The 14,227-nt window shown below is 61.4% G+C and carries 16 protein-coding genes; 11 read left to right on the top strand and 5 right to left on the bottom strand.

The window, feature by feature from the left end:
• The 10 genes from FJ957_RS17050 to FJ957_RS17005 all read left to right on the top strand — a co-directional run bounded on the left by FJ957_RS17050 (nucleotide 1) and on the right by FJ957_RS17005 (nucleotide 8,597).
• Complete coding sequence (locus FJ957_RS17050) at nucleotides 1-801, top strand: ABC transporter permease (RefSeq protein WP_140833244.1); 801 nt, start codon at nucleotides 1-3, stop codon at nucleotides 799-801.
• Nucleotides 798-1,877 (top strand): ABC transporter ATP-binding protein, encoded by a 1,080-nt coding sequence (locus FJ957_RS17045; protein ID WP_140833242.1) that lies wholly within the window; start codon nucleotides 798-800, stop codon nucleotides 1,875-1,877. The genes FJ957_RS17050 and FJ957_RS17045 overlap by 4 nt, the downstream gene beginning before the upstream one ends.
• Nucleotides 1,878-2,236: 359 nt before the next feature.
• Nucleotides 2,237-2,557: an antibiotic biosynthesis monooxygenase gene (locus tag FJ957_RS17040; protein WP_140833241.1), complete on the top strand. Its 321-nt coding sequence runs from the start codon at nucleotides 2,237-2,239 to the stop codon at nucleotides 2,555-2,557.
• A gap of 13 nt (nucleotides 2,558-2,570) precedes the next feature.
• Nucleotides 2,571-3,347 carry an SDR family oxidoreductase gene (locus FJ957_RS17035; protein ID WP_140833686.1) on the top strand — a complete coding sequence of 259 codons (777 nt, stop codon included), beginning with the start codon at nucleotides 2,571-2,573 and terminating at the stop codon, nucleotides 3,345-3,347.
• Between the two features lie 197 nt (nucleotides 3,348-3,544).
• Nucleotides 3,545-4,513 carry a sigma-70 family RNA polymerase sigma factor gene (locus FJ957_RS17030; protein WP_140833239.1) on the top strand — a complete coding sequence of 323 codons (969 nt, stop codon included), beginning with the start codon at nucleotides 3,545-3,547 and terminating at the stop codon, nucleotides 4,511-4,513.
• Nucleotides 4,513-4,965 carry an SRPBCC domain-containing protein gene (locus FJ957_RS17025; protein ID WP_140833237.1) on the top strand — a complete coding sequence of 151 codons (453 nt, stop codon included), beginning with the start codon at nucleotides 4,513-4,515 and terminating at the stop codon, nucleotides 4,963-4,965. The genes FJ957_RS17030 and FJ957_RS17025 overlap by 1 nt, the downstream gene beginning before the upstream one ends.
• Nucleotides 4,966-5,007: 42 nt before the next feature.
• Nucleotides 5,008-5,757 (top strand): SDR family oxidoreductase, encoded by a 750-nt coding sequence (locus tag FJ957_RS17020; RefSeq protein WP_140833235.1) that lies wholly within the window; start codon nucleotides 5,008-5,010, stop codon nucleotides 5,755-5,757.
• Between the two features lie 199 nt (nucleotides 5,758-5,956).
• Nucleotides 5,957-6,817 (top strand): patatin-like phospholipase family protein, encoded by an 861-nt coding sequence (locus tag FJ957_RS17015; RefSeq protein WP_181180601.1) that lies wholly within the window; start codon nucleotides 5,957-5,959, stop codon nucleotides 6,815-6,817.
• A 218-nt stretch (nucleotides 6,818-7,035) separates the two neighbouring features.
• Nucleotides 7,036-7,923 (top strand): AraC family transcriptional regulator, encoded by an 888-nt coding sequence (locus FJ957_RS17010; RefSeq protein WP_140833232.1) that lies wholly within the window; start codon nucleotides 7,036-7,038, stop codon nucleotides 7,921-7,923.
• A 467-nt stretch (nucleotides 7,924-8,390) separates the two neighbouring features.
• Nucleotides 8,391-8,597, top strand: coding sequence for a hypothetical protein (locus FJ957_RS17005; RefSeq protein ID WP_140833230.1), 207 nt, complete (start codon nucleotides 8,391-8,393; stop codon nucleotides 8,595-8,597).
• A 33-nt stretch (nucleotides 8,598-8,630) separates the two neighbouring features.
• Here the strand turns inward: FJ957_RS17005 and FJ957_RS32455 are convergent, their stop codons facing one another.
• The 5 genes from FJ957_RS32455 to FJ957_RS16975 all read right to left on the bottom strand — a co-directional run bounded on the left by FJ957_RS32455 (nucleotide 8,631) and on the right by FJ957_RS16975 (nucleotide 12,911).
• The gene (locus FJ957_RS32455; protein WP_281407683.1) at nucleotides 8,631-8,705 is read right to left on the bottom strand and encodes a hypothetical protein; all 75 of its coding nucleotides are present in this window, start codon (nucleotides 8,703-8,705) and stop codon (nucleotides 8,631-8,633) included.
• 567 nt (nucleotides 8,706-9,272) lie between these two features.
• Nucleotides 9,273-10,802, bottom strand: a complete 1,530-nt coding sequence (locus tag FJ957_RS16990; protein WP_181180600.1) for a winged helix-turn-helix domain-containing protein — start codon at nucleotides 10,800-10,802, stop codon at nucleotides 9,273-9,275.
• 64 nt (nucleotides 10,803-10,866) lie between these two features.
• On the bottom strand, nucleotides 10,867-11,376 hold the full coding sequence (locus FJ957_RS16985; RefSeq protein WP_140833224.1) for a gamma-glutamylcyclotransferase: 510 nt from the start codon (nucleotides 11,374-11,376) through the stop codon (nucleotides 10,867-10,869).
• A 36-nt stretch (nucleotides 11,377-11,412) separates the two neighbouring features.
• On the bottom strand, nucleotides 11,413-12,054 hold the full coding sequence (locus FJ957_RS16980; protein ID WP_181180599.1) for a TIGR00730 family Rossman fold protein: 642 nt from the start codon (nucleotides 12,052-12,054) through the stop codon (nucleotides 11,413-11,415).
• Nucleotides 12,055-12,134: 80 nt separating this feature from the next.
• A complete protein-coding gene (locus FJ957_RS16975) occupies nucleotides 12,135-12,911 on the bottom strand; it encodes a hypothetical protein (protein WP_181180598.1) in 777 nt (258 codons plus the stop codon).
• A 407-nt stretch (nucleotides 12,912-13,318) separates the two neighbouring features.
• Here FJ957_RS16975 and FJ957_RS16970 point away from each other — a divergent pair, with 407 nt between their 5' ends.
• The gene (locus tag FJ957_RS16970) at nucleotides 13,319-14,197 is read left to right on the top strand and encodes an alpha/beta hydrolase (protein ID WP_181180597.1); all 879 of its coding nucleotides are present in this window, start codon (nucleotides 13,319-13,321) and stop codon (nucleotides 14,195-14,197) included.
• Nucleotides 14,198-14,227: the final 30 nt, after the last annotated feature.

The raw sequence follows: 14,227 nt of genomic DNA, 5'->3' as shown, positions 1-14,227 counted from the left end.
ATGCTGCTCGACTATGACCGCCTTGGCTGGCTGAAGGTCGCGCTGCTTGCCTTCACGGCGCTGGTCGCGGCCTTCCTGCTGCTGCCCGTGGTCTTCATCGTGCTCCTCTCCTTCGGCTCGTCGCGCTGGCTGGCCTTCCCGCCGCCCGGCTGGACGCTGAAATGGTATCAGGAGCTGTTTGCCGATCCGTCCTGGGTCGAGGCCGCGCTCACAAGCGCCCGCATCGCCACGATGACCGCAACCCTCGCCGTCGCCATCGGCCTGCTCGCTTCCTTCGCGCTGGTGCGCGGCCAGTACCGCGGCCGCGAGATCCTGCGCGGACTGCTGCTGACGCCGATGGTCCTGCCGGTCGTCGTTTTCGCCATCGCGATCTATGCCTTCTTCCTGCGGCTTGGCCTCGGCGGCACCACGATCGGCTTCGTCATCGCCCACACCGTGCTGGCCCTGCCTTTCGCCGTCATCCCGATCGCCACCGCGCTGGAAGGTTTCGACAAGTCGATCGAGGACGCGGCCACCGTCTGCGGCGCGAGCCCGCTGCAGGCGAAGCTGCGCATCACCTTGCCGTCGATCCGCATCGGCATCTTCTCCGCCGCGATCTTTTCCTTCCTCGCCTCCTGGGACGAGGTGGTGGTGGCAATCTTCATGGCCAGTCCCGCCTTGCAGACCTTGCCGGTCAAAATCTGGGGGAGCCTCCGTTCGGACCTCACCCCCGTCATCGCCGCCGCCTCCAGCATGCTGGTCGCGCTCACGCTGGCCTTGATGATCGTGACGGCACTCTTACGCCGAAAGCTGCAGACATGACCCAACCCTTTCTCTCGATCCGCAAACTGCGCAAGGCATTCGGTGCCTTCACCGCCGTTCACGATGTGACGCTGGACATTCCGAAGGGCGAGTTCCTGACCTTCCTCGGACCGTCGGGTTCCGGTAAATCGACCACGCTCTATGCCATCGCCGGCTTCCAGGATCCGACCTCCGGCGACGTGCTGCTGCAAGGCAAGTCGTTGCTGTCGGTGCCCTCGCACAAGCGCAACATTGGCATGGTCTTCCAACGCTATACGCTGTTCCCACATCTGAGCGTCGCCGAAAACGTCGCCTTCCCTCTCCGCGTCCGCCGCCGGCCCGATGCCGAGGTCAAGCGCAAGGTCGCCGACATGCTCTCGCTGGTGCGGCTGGACAGCTTCGCCGAGCGTCTGCCCACGGCGCTCTCGGGCGGCCAGCAGCAGCGTGTCGCCCTCGCCCGTGCGCTGGCCTATGATCCGCCGATCCTTCTGATGGACGAACCGCTGTCGGCGCTCGACAAGAAGCTGCGCGAGGAGATCCAGGCCGAGATCCGCCGCATCCATCGCGAGACCGGCGTCACCATCCTTTACGTCACCCACGACCAGGAAGAAGCGCTGCATCTGTCGGACCGCATCGCGCTCTTCAGGGATGGCCGCATCGAACAAATCGGCACCGGCGAAGACCTCTACCTTAGACCCGCAACCGATTTTGTTGCCGGCTTCATCGGCAACTCGAATTTCCTCGCAGCCGAGCATTTAGAAAGCGAGAATGGCACGGCCAGCGTGCGGCTGGCCGACGGCTCCATCGTTAAGGGCGTGAAGACGACGCACGAGCTCGAACGCGGCCAGAAGGCCAGGCTGATGGTGCGGCCGGAAGCATTCCGCATGAGGCCTGTCGAGGGGAACGCATCACTCACCGTCGAGATCGTCGATGCGGCCTTCTTTGGTGACCGCCGGCGCGTCGTGGCCCGTACCGAGTGGGGCGACGAGATCGATGCCAGGCCGATTTCGGATTCGACCGATCGGAGCAACGTCGGTGACGTTGCGGGCCGACAAATCTTCTTCGATCCCGCGGCGGCGTTTTTGTTTCCAGCCTGAAGGATCATGACCCGGCGAGCCGGAACCGTCCGGTTACTGGGATGGTTCGTGCTAACTCACCGTAAATGATGTTCGCGCGACGATCAGCCCCTCTGGCGCGGCGAGGTCGATGAGGTACTTGTTGGTCGAAATCCAAGTAATTGCTGCCGCCTGACGTCCGAACGGCCGCGGTTTCTCGGAACGATCCCTCGGCTCAGGATGCAAGCAGTGGCATTCCTCGCCAATGAGTTTGCTCGGACCCGCCCAGTCTGGCTCGCTCCAAGGAGAAAAAATCTTCCGATCTGCGATCCGTTTCGACCAACCGCAACGTCTAACCTTGCAGAGAACGCCGATCCCCGGTGTTTCATGGAAAGTTCAATATGAGCAACATTACTTCTGGGCGCGACGGCGTCACCCTCGTGAACGTCCTGACCTGCGAACCCGCCAATCAGGAAAACCTGTTGTCGCTGCTGCAGGCGAATGTCGATCAGGTGATCTCGACCTTGGACGGCTGGATATCGACGAGCCTGCTGGCGGCGGCGGATGGCGCAAAGGTCGTCATCGTGTCCCGGTGGCGAGACGGCGATGCCGTCAAGGCCATGCAGAGCGACGAGCGCATGCAAGCCTATTTTCCGAAGATCACGGCGCTTGCACGGTTCGATTCCATCCTCACCACCGTCGCGCATGTGCGCGTGGCTTGAGAGGGAGGCAACAATGGCTGGAGTGGGACACAAGCGGGCGATCGTCACCGGCGGGAGCTCAGGTATCGGACTGGAGATGGTCCGGTCGCTTGCCGCTCAGGGAGCAGAAGTTACCGCGATCGCCAGAGACGAAAGCAGACTGGCCGCTGCCCGCGATTGCGGTGCTCGAACAGTCGCCGGCGACGCGACGGATGCTGATCTGATTGCGAGCGCGATCGATGATATCGATCCCGACATCCTCATCCTCAACGCCGGCGCTCGACTGGTCGCAAAACCGTTGGACCGTCAGAATTGGGAGGATTTCTCGGCGATCTGGAACACCGATGTCAGGGCGACGTTCGTCGGCATCCAGGCAGCGCTCGACAAGCCCTTGCGACCGGGATCGCGCGTACTCGTGACGTCGAGCGGAGCGGCGATGGTGATGAGCATGCCCGCCATAAAGCCGGAAGATCTGCGCATGTCCGGCGGCTATATCGGCGCTAAGCGCATGGTATGGTTCATGGCACACCAGGCCAATGCGGTCTCTCGCGAGCGCGGACTCGGCATCCGCTTTCAGGTTCTCGTTCCCGCACAATTGATGGCCGGGACCGACCTTGGACGCAGCGTCGCGGCGGCCTATGCCGAAGCCGAAGGGATCACGATCGATGAGCATATCCTAGCGCGTTACGGCGCGCATCTCGAACCCCGACAAGTCGGGCGGCAGGTCGCCGAATGGCTCGCCGACCCTGCTTACACACCAGGCGTGGCCTACGGCATTCGAGCCGGCATGCAGCCTTTCCCGCTCGATTGAGGCTAGTCGATCGGCTCGCAAGACGTTGTCATAATAGCAAGATCGGACGAGTGGCACTGGGTCGAGGTGTGCAAAAGTAGTGGACCAGAAGAGAACACGATGACCGCAGCACAACGAAAGTACCGGGGTCGTATGCAAAGAGGGTTGAGCGGTATCGATGCTCAAAGCGCTACCGCCATAGTCATCAAGCCTGATCGATGAGCGCCCACCAGCAGGAACTCGAACGGTTGTTGTCCGCAATGCGCCCAGCGTTGCACCGCTATTGCGCGCGCATGGTGGGCTCGACCATCGATGCCGAGGACATCGTGCAAGACGCCTTTTTGAAGGGGGCTACAGCGTGGTGCAATGCGGGACTGACGAATCCCGAAGGCTGGCTGTTTCGCATCGCTCACAACACGGCGCTCGATTTCCTGCGCCAGCGCCGCCGCGCGCCGGTGATCGAAGACCTGGAGACCATGGAAATGATTGCTGCTTCGGCCGAACTCGATCCCTTGGCAGCGTCCCTGTCGATCCGCACGTTCATGCGACTGCCACCCCTGCAACGCAGCGCGGTGGTGATGAAGGATGTGCTTGGTCACTCGGTGGACGAAGTCGCGGAGGTCAATGGCGTCAGCGCGGCGGCCGCAAAATCGGCGCTGCAACGCGGACGTACCGCATTGCTTAGCTTCGCCAACGAGCCGGACAATATCGAGCAGCCAATGCTGACCCGCGAGATGCGGGATCGCCTCGCCGCCTATGTCGATGGCTTCCAGAGCGGCGATTTCGACGCGGTGCGCGCCATGCTTGCCGAGGACGTCCGCCTCGACCTGGTGTCGAAGCTGACCCGGCGGGGGAAATCGATGGTCGGCGAATATTACGGCCGCTATGCGGCATGCGAGCAGTGGATATTTGGCGCCGGCGTTGTCGAGGGACGGCCAGCCATGCTCGTCTACGATCGCGAGGTATCGCTCGACGAGCCGGCCTATTTCATCGCCTTGTCGTTCGACGAAGAGCGGGTCGTGGCGATCCACGATTTCCTGTTTGCACGTTATGCGATCGAGGGCGTGCGGATGCAGCGATTGGATGATCGGCCACAAGGGAACATCCGAGGCAACGTCCAACGGCCAGCTCGGCTCTCGCCCGATGTGCGCGACGAAACACGGAGTAAAGTAAGAGGAGACAAGTGATGACCTTCGATGTGAAAGTCCGAGAACGAATTCTCAAGCCCATTAGCGAGGTGTTCGACGCCTTCGTCGATCCGGTCAAAATGGCCAATTACTTCATCAGCGGTGCAAGCGGTCCGTTGGAAGAAGGCGCGCATGTGACCTGGGAGTTCGCCGACGTCGGCGCAAAGGTCGGAATCGACGTCCTCGAAGTGAATAAGGACAGCAAGATCGTTTATGAATCGTCGGCGCTCGGGCGATTGCTGCGCACGACGATTTCGTTCGACGCCGATGGTCCTGACGCAACGGTCGTAACGGTCATCGATGCGAGTTTTGAACTTGACGAGGATGGTGTGAACCTCGCCCTCGGTCAGAATGCCGGCTGGACCTACACGCTTTGTGCTTTGAAGGCCTATCTGCAGTTCGGTGTGAACCTTCGCACCGGCCTCAACAGACGGCTGGCGGACGTTTCATAGCCTCATGAGATGACTTCTCGCGCGCAACCCAGGAGATGTGAAATGTCGATCCCCCATCACCGCAAATATAATTTGCGCGACAAAGTCGCGATCGTCGCGGGTGGCTCCCGCGGCATCGGCCGAGCCGTCTCAGAAGGCTTGGGTCGTGAAGGAGCTGCAATCGTCGTCAACTACGTTTCGAACCATGAGGCCGCGAACGACACGGTTCGGGCAATCGCCGAAGGCGAAGGCAAGGCGCTCGCGGTGAAAGCTGACATGTCTCGCGTCGAGGACATCCGGCGCCTGTTTGACGAGGCCGAGACGGCCTTCGGAGAGATCGACATCGTCGTCGCGAACGCGGCCACGGCAGTTATAAAACCGTTCGTCGAGTTCTCCGAAGACGAATACGATCAGGTATTCAACGTCAACGCCAAAGGCGTCTTCTTCATCCTCCAGGAGGCGGCAAAGCGCCTGCGGAACGGTGGCCGCATCATTGTCACGTCGACTGGCGGCGTCAGAATGCTTATACCAGGCAACGCTCTTTATTTGGCGAGTAAGGGAACCATCGAACAACTCGTCCGCACCGTGGCCCAGGAGCTCGGACCGCGTAACATCACCGTCAATGCGATACTTCCAGGCTATACGAAAACGGACCTATTGCCGGAGCGCGATCGCCGCGTGGCCGCCGAGGCATCGCCGTTCAAGCGAGTTGGCGAACCTGAGGATGTGGCGGACGTCGCCCTTTTCTTGGCGAGCAATGAAGCGCGGTGGATTACCGGGCAGGAGATCGGCGCAGGCGGAGGCGTGTTCTAGTTCGCAGCTTCCCTGAAACGGAAGACGCAAACATGGCTCACAGCCATACGCTCCGATTGCGTTCGAAAGGACGGCATCGATAGGTATCTCGGTGGCGATCTGAGGCTGCAAACCGTGACCCGGGTCCTCTCCTTTCGCCAGGGCACCGGTTAGCCTTGCAGTCGCGGGCCGGAAAATTCGTGCTGACGGAAACGACAAATTGAGTAAGACACGACGGGCTTTGATTTTGGCAGGCGGCGGATACGTCGCAAGCTCATGGGAAATTGGCCTCGTCACAGGCATGGCCGATAGTGGGCTCGATGTGCGGGATACGGACCTGCTCGTGGGAACCTCGGCGGGGGCAAGGGTTGCGGTCGATCTGACAAGCGGCAGATCGCTCAAGGAGTTCTATCAGCAGCGCGTCGGACCCGACGGCCCTTCGTTGGAACAACCGCCCCAGATCGATTGGGCTCGGATCAGGGCGGGTGTGGACGATGCGAAGCAGTCGGGCGGTAGTCCCACCGAAATACTCCGGCGATACGGTCAGCTTGCGTTGGTTGTCGGTGCCGGGACCGCATCGGATCGGCGGGCGACCGTTTCCCGCCAGCTTTCCTCGCGGACTTGGCCAAAGCAGAGAGTGTTGATCCCCGCCGTGAACGCGGAAACGGGAGAACGCCGCGCATTTGATCGGGAGTCCGGTATTGATCTGGTTGACGCCATCATTGCGACCACAGCTTCCTTCGGTTCGCCCGCGATGTTCTTTGACGGCCACCATTATATTGATGGTGGCTACTACTCGTCGGACAACGCCGATCTCGCAATTGGCTACGAGCGCATACTGATACTCGCGTTTCGTTCGCCTCCCCAAGCCATGCGCGTTGTGCCTGTCGAAGCCGGCGTCGACATTCTGAGGGCTGCTGGCGCACAGGTCGAGGTGATCCACCCCGACGAAGAAACGATGGCTGCGCTGGCGCCGACCGGTGGTCAAATGAACCCGGCACCCGGAAAGCCCGCAGCGATTGCCGGACGCCTACAGGGGCAACGCCGCGCGAATGAGCATCTTCTGTCATTCTGGGGATAGGAGAATGAGTTCAACAGCTGAGGCCCGAGGTTCAGCTGTTCGAGCCATCGCATCGACAAGCCTTCCGAAACAATATCACCGGAACAACGATAGATCTCGCCTCTTTGGACGGTTCTAGACAGCTTCAATCGACGGTGCTCGCTTTATCGCTATAGCAAGATCGGACGAGCGGAGGTGGGCCCTGGGGTACATAAGGAGTGCGCCACGAAGGGAGTTGGATGACCGCAGCACAGGAAAATTATTGGACTCGAATGCGAAGGGTCTTGGCTTATGTCGATGCTCATCTCGATGATGAACTGGACCTTGCGGTGCTCAGTCATGTTGCAGTTTTTTCCAAATTTCACTTCCACCGGCAGTTCTCGGCAACCTTTGGGTTGTCCGTGCATCGCTATGTTCAACTCGCGCGTTTAAAGCGTGCGTCTCAAACACTTGCATGGGATGATACTCAAACGATCACTGCCATAGCGATGGATGCCGGATATGACACCCCTGATGCGTTCGCCCGTGCCTTCCGGCAACGGTTAGCGCAATCGCCGTCGTCCTTTCGGAAGTCACCCGATTGGCCTTCGTGGCTCTCGGCCTTCGGGCCTTTGGACAATGCGAGAGGCAAAGCCATGCAGATCATTTTCGAACGCGACGACGTCACCATCCTCGACGTGCCCGATATGCCAGTGGCAATCATGGAGCATCGCGGTAGCCGCGCGAAAATCAAGGAAACGTCCGAGCGCTTCAGGGCCTGGTGTGAGGCATCTGGCCTGTCGGTTGGATCCGGGCGATCAAGCTTTATGGTCTTCCGATCCGAAAGGGAGCCTGCCGTGCCGGAAGACTACAGCGTGGACCTCTGTGTCAGTACCGATCGCTCGATCTCCAGGGAGGATGAATGGATGAAGGCTGGCACAATACCCGGGGGACGTTGTGCCGTCTTGCGCTACCCTGGAAATACCAACAACCTCGAACCAGCGGCCTTATACCTCTATCGTGACTGGCTCCCGGAAAGCGGAGAAGAGTTGCGTGACTTCCCGATCTACGCGCGGCGACAACTTGTCCCCATCGCAGATATACGGGCGCATGAAGTCGTCGTGGACCTTTATCTTCCGCTCAAATAACTGCGCACCGGCGGTTTTCGTTTAATTCTACTGCAAAGCCGCCGCTTCGACTGTCTGCAGGCAAACCCGATTCGCAATACCGTATTCCGCCGGCGATTGGTCTGCGAGTATCTCAACACCATAGGACGGCGCGTTGAAAGTACATCGCCTGTCCGGATGATCAAATCGTCTGGTCCGGAGGCAGACCAGCTGCCGAACGGTTGCGCGGGGCATGACAATGCAGATCTCAAGTATGATCTTCGGTAAACATTCCCCCGCAGAGGAGCCGGATGAGACCCTGGCTCGGATAGGGTAGGCGCGGGACACCTCAATGAGGATATTCCTGCGCCCCCTCCGAACCGTGCGTGCGACTTTCATCGCACACGGCTCTCCGCCCACGAGCGCTCTCGACCTGGTGTCGCGCCAGATGGCATGGCCGACACAAGACTGCCGTCTTGCGCTGCCGTGCTACTCTGCGCTGGAGGCCAATGGCTGTCCTGCATGTCCTTCAGATGACGAACATGATGCACCTCAAACGGCCCATTTTCGTCCCCGCAACTCTCGCATTCGCGCTTTTTGGATTGGCTGCAGGGCAAATTTCGAACGAAGATGCTCGTCATCCAATAATCTACTTTTTGAGCTTGGCGCCCGCAGCCGCGAAGATCGCCGATCTCAATACCTCCGTCGGCGCATGACGAAGCCGCCATCCACGGAGATGGATTGTCCCGTCACATAGCGGCAGCATCACTGCAAAGCCAGAGCACCGCATTTGCGATTTCCTCCGGACGGCCGACCCGCCCCATCGGAATGCTCTTTCCATCGCCGCAAGCGCATCGCCTGACCGTCGCCAACAATCCGATCGGCCATCGGCGTCCAGATCAGGCCGGGGCAAATCGCGTTGATGTGGATTCCGCGTGTGCCGTATTTGAGCGCGGCGCTCTGACGCGGTCGTAGAAGGCGACAATCAGGCCGACGTAGGTCCCCAGACCAAGCTCGCCGCGAACATCACACGGCCGCGCAACAGGCCTGCCGAGCGCCAGCCCGGCCAGGAGCCCGTCAGCAAGGCTCATGGCGTTTCCTCCAACGGCACGGAAACGGATCGGCGGGGCGTCATCACCGTCGTCGTGCTAATCAGGAAGCTGGAATACGGTCTATATCGAGCGAGCAGTGACCCATTTACGCAACGGCGCCGCTTCATTCCAGATGGCCTGCTCAAGCGCATCTCCCCGCTGAGTGGGAACGTCTGGGCTCCGGATGTTAGGTGGGAGGTCTTCTCAAGCACTGCAGCTCTTTTGAGCGGAATCGATATGACCAGCGCCCGCAATTTCCTTCGTGAAGGATGGGCTGCGGCTATGTTTTACGAGGCGCTGCTAGCCCACATGGTCCCAACCCGCGCGCTCGAGACCGAGGCGCAATCGGTCCCGGTCCTCCGCGCGCTCCATGCGCAGGTCCGCCAGGATGTTCGCCACGGTCAGGCCGGGCTTCAGATGGCGACCCTCCCTGGCGCAAGCCTTGGCCTTCGCGGTGTCGCCGGCCAGTGCATGGCAGGCTGCCAGCCGCGACCAATGCCAGGCATCCTTGCGCGGCAGGCATGAAAAGGACGCCGCCGCTTCTTGGTACCGGCCGACGACGAACAGGGTTTCACCGCGGTCGAAATAATACCAGGACGGATGCATCGGGTTGAGCTGGATGGCATGGTCGAGCATGGCAAGGCCGGCTTCGCCATCGCCGCGTATTGCTCGGAAGAAACCGTTCTGGGCGAGCGTATCCGCATCGTATGGGTTGAGTTGAAGTGCGCGGGTGAGGTGCTTTTCGGCCGCATCGTAATCCTCACGGCTCCGATAGAGCAACGTAAGGGCAAGAATCCTGTGGCAGCGCGCCTCGTCGGGACTGAGCGCGATGGCGTGCAGCGCCCGGTCGCGCGCCTCATCGAGCACGGCGCGCGACGCGACGGAATAACCGCCGATGATCACATCGGCCAGCGCCAGATATGCATGCGTCAGCCCTGAGGCCGAGTCGAGTTCCAGGGCCCTGAGAAAATGCTGGCGCGCGCCTTGGTTGACGCCTTCGCCATAGCTGCGCAGCAGCGCTATGCCACGCAACAGATGGAGGTAGGCCTCGACATTGGCGGCGGGCGCAGGCTGGCCGCCTCGCATGGCCGCGCTTTCCACATTGGCGACCAGCGCTGTCGCCATGCGTTGCGCCACTGTCTTCTGAAACGCGAAGATGCCCTCCCTGGCGAAGGTGAAGCCCTGCGCCCAGATGCGCCGGCCAGACGCGGTCTCGGTGAGCACGATCCGGGCGTTGTAGTCGTCGCCGGCGGGTTCGACGCTGCCTTCCGCGATGTAGTCGGCGCCGAGGCGCTCGGCGGTCGCGCCGATATCTTCGGAAGGATGCCCGGACAGCGCGAAGGCCGAATGCCGGGCCAAAACGGTGATGGTCTTGAAATAGGACAGCGCGTTGATGATCTCCTCGACCGCGCCGTCGAACAGCGTCTTGGCGGTAGCGTCCGCCGTATCGACACGAAAAGGCAGAATGGCAACCATCGGCTCGGCCGCGCGCGTGGCGGTGAGCGCAACGATGGCCGGCGTCGCGGCCGGCTGGTCGTCGGCGGCCAGGAACAGATAGCCGCGCCGGGGGACCGTGCGGATCAACGCTTGCGCCTCGTCGCCGATCGATTTGCGTACGTCGCGAATGCACTGGGTGAGCGAATCCTCGCTTACCGTGATGCCCGGCCAAACCGCCTGCAGCAATTCGTCCTTGCTCAGGACACGGCCTGGATTGCGCGCCAGGAAGGCAAGCAGCTCAAAGGTCTTCGGTCGCACCGGCACGATCTCGCCGTCCCGCCTGAGCGTACCCAAGTCGAGATCGAGAACCGCGCTGCCGATCTGTTGCGCCAAGCCCTTGCCCCTATAGCCGCGCTTCGTTGCGCGTCTGGTATCGGAGCGGTAGACGCAAGCAAGGTCAAGTGCGAAAGAGGCCGCCCAGAATGGTGCTGCGAAGCCAACCCCATGTTCCAGGCCGCTCGCTGGCAGGAGCGATGGCCGCGTCGAGTGGTGCCAGCCGGTCGAGATAGGCCAGCATCTCGTTGGCGTCGCCGCAGCAGAACCCGGTGCCAACCTTCGAGAGGATGTTAAGCGCTTCCTCTCGCGCCAGCACCGAGGGTGAAATCCCGTCAGCCTTCACATGCATGGTCGATCTCCACGATTGGTGGCGGCAACGCCGCGTCGGCATCGAGCGATGCCAGCCATGCAGCGTTGCTCTTCGCTGCTCCTCGAAATCGAAGCACGGGTTCCATAGCAGCGAACCATAAGCGAACACCCAGACTGCGCCCGGCGGACGTTCGGCAAGCAGCCGCGCGCGGATGGCGAGATAGTCGCGATCATCGAGGATCTTAATCCCGGGCGCCGAGCCGGTGTCCTCGATCCTGCGGTCGAACTTGGCAAGAAGGTCTTCGGTGAGGGCGATTGTCATCTTTTGGTCCACACGTCGCTGCCACGGGCCTGTCGATCAAAGTGGCGGTGCCGAAAAGAGTTGGGTCCCGGGGCGCGAGGCCGAGCGAAAATGTTCGGCAAGCGACAACCTGTCCTGCGAGAAGCAGACGCCGCGCTGAAGCATGGGCACGATGGCGGTCGGTGCATCGGCAACAAGACACGCTGCTGAAACCTGGCCGCAGAGAAATCCTGCATCCTCCAAATGGTCGAGCAGTTCGAGCCAAGGCGACCAGAAGTCGCAAAAATTGGCGACCAGGATCGGCTTGCTGTGCCGTTCCAGTTTGCGCCAGGTCATGACCTCGGCCAGTTCCTCGATCGTTCCGATGCCGCCCGGCAGCGCGACGAAAGCGTCCGCGTAGTCGAACATCAGCCGCTTGCGCATATGCATGTCGGGAACGGTGATGGTCTGGACAACACCGCGCGGCATGCTCATCCGCTCGACAAGGAAGCGTGGTGCGATGGCGATGACCTCGCTACCCGCAGTCGCCGCGGCGGCCGCGACCGCGCCCATCAAGCCTTCTCCGCCGCCGCCATAGACCAGGCGGATACCTGCCGATCCGATTGCGTCGCCAAGTGCCGTGGCTGCCTCGGCTAGCCGCGGGTCGTTGCCCTTCTTGGCGCCGCCGAACACGCAGATGGTGCGGATCCGGGTCTGCATCGGGTAAAGAGCGTCGTCGAGTGAGAGGGTAGGTTCCTGGTCTTGAGAGCTACCGAACATGGCTTTTATCTCCACTTACATCAGATGAAGGGCAGGGACGCGGTATCGTCGGTCTTTTTCTCGACCGCGTTGCACGCGCTGCTGCGGAAAAGCATCAGATCCGCTTTCGCCCAGAGCAGGTAACAGACGAGCAGCGTGGTCGAACCGGCGATAGCAGACAGTGGTCCGCCGGCTTCGGTGGCGGGAAGTGCCAGCCATGACTGCGCGGCCGCCGCCGCGATGGCGGGCAGTCGGCTTGCAAGGACGGCGCTGCGGAATGGGTCCGGCCACGTGCCGGGCCAGCCGATAAAGGCAGGCGTGCCGGGCTGGTGATAGGCGCTGCCGAATTTGCCCAAGGCGTGCAGCAGGCCGGATGTTGCAGCCAGCAGTGGATCGCCAAGCAGGTACAGAGCCACGCCGAGCCCGATCGCGCCGAGCCCCGACAATAGGTCCCCCAGGCGGTTCAGTGCCTGGTCCGGGGTTCGTCGTTCCGCCCAGGCGCGATGATAGATTTCACCACTGCAGAAGAAGACCAGCGTTGCCAATGTCAACGCGATGGCCCCGGGGCTGCCGGCGAAGTAGTCCGCCACTGCCGCCGTTATAGTGTTTTGCCCATGCGAGCCGCCAGCTTGCGCCAGAGCGGCGAATTGTACTGTGATGCCCGTCGTCAGCCCGAGCGCATTTCCAAAATTGTAGTAGCCGCCGGGGCCGGCCATGCGCGCCCGAAGAGAAATGATCAAGTCGCGGCGCGAAATGGCGGTTGCGGCCATTGCCGTTGCATGCGGCCGGACTTGCGGTTTGCCTTCAAGCACGCGCATGCCACCCTCCTTATCATTTCGCGATTCCGCGGATGTCTTGTCCGCAACCTAGCCGAGCACGGAGTTTCCAGTCCTGAACAGCGGCTGAAAGATTCCTGAAATTGCACTGGCGTGGCTGACCTCGGACTACCGCCCGCTCGGTCCGTGCTGTCTAGGCCGGCGATGCCTTTGAGGGCGCCGGCTCGCAGTCCTGCAAGGTGGTTGCGGCGGCCATCGAGGACCCGGTCCTAAGGGCGACCGCCAAACTACCCTCAAACAATCCCTGAGGGACACGCCATTCCCGACGACGCGGAGGTTCGTGTCACGCGCGATCTGAGAAGCGACGTCCGCCTCGAGAACGTCACCAAAGATCGGAACTGGAACCGCCTATATGCGTTTAGACCATTCCAGTTCGAGAGGACGGTGTCGTGCAGCAGCATTCCACAGTTCATCGATACGCCGAGATCGGCGGACGCAACTTGTTCTTGCGCGAGGCGGGTCCGGAGGATGCTCCGGTTTTGCTCCTGCCGCACGGCTATCCGTGCTCGTCCTTCCAGTTTCGGCGGCTGATGCCGGCTTTGGCTGATCGCTGGCATACGATCGCCTTCGACTGGCCGGGCTTCGGCTACAGTGACACGCCGGACCCTACTGAGTTCGGCTACGACTTCGACGCCTATGCCGAAGTGCTCGCCGATATCGCCGATGCGTTCGGTGTGGAACGCTATGGGCTTTGGCTCCATGACTACGGCTCTCAGATCGGACTCAGACACGCTATCGCGCGGCCCGAGAAGACCATGGCACTCATCATCCAGAATGGCGACATCTACGAGGATGTACTCGGTCCGAAATACAAGGCAATCAAGGCATGGTGGGCTGACAAGTCGGATGAGAAACATCGTCCGCTCGAAGAGGCCGTGAGCGAACAGGGATTCCGCAAGGAGTTCATCGGCGAAGTTTCGGACGAGGTAGCCAGCCGGGTGCCGCCTGATCTCTGGAAGCTGCATTGGCCGTTGATGGACACGCCAGTGCGTCGGGCTGTGTCGGTCGGGTTGATGGAAAAGCTCGAACAGAACCTTGAATGGTTCCCGCGCTACCAATCTTTCCTGCGCGAGCGCCAACCGTCGGCTCTGGTCGTATGGGGGCCGCAGGACGGCTACATGCCCGAGGAGTCGGCTCGCGCCTACCAACGCGACCTGCCGAATGCGGAACTGCACCTCATCGAGGATGCCGGACATTGGCTGCTGGAAACGCATTTCGAGCAGGTACTGCCACTGATCCGCGATTTTCTCCAGCGCACGCTTCGCTGATCGCCAACCGCGTCGAGCCGACCGACGCTT

Origin of the sequence: Mesorhizobium sp. B2-4-6, assembly GCF_006442775.1 — a bacterium.
In the GTDB taxonomy this organism is placed as follows: Bacteria; Pseudomonadota; Alphaproteobacteria; order Rhizobiales; family Rhizobiaceae; genus Mesorhizobium.
The sequence above is the reverse complement of the archived record's forward strand: the minus strand, read 5'-3'. Positions and strand labels throughout refer to the sequence as shown.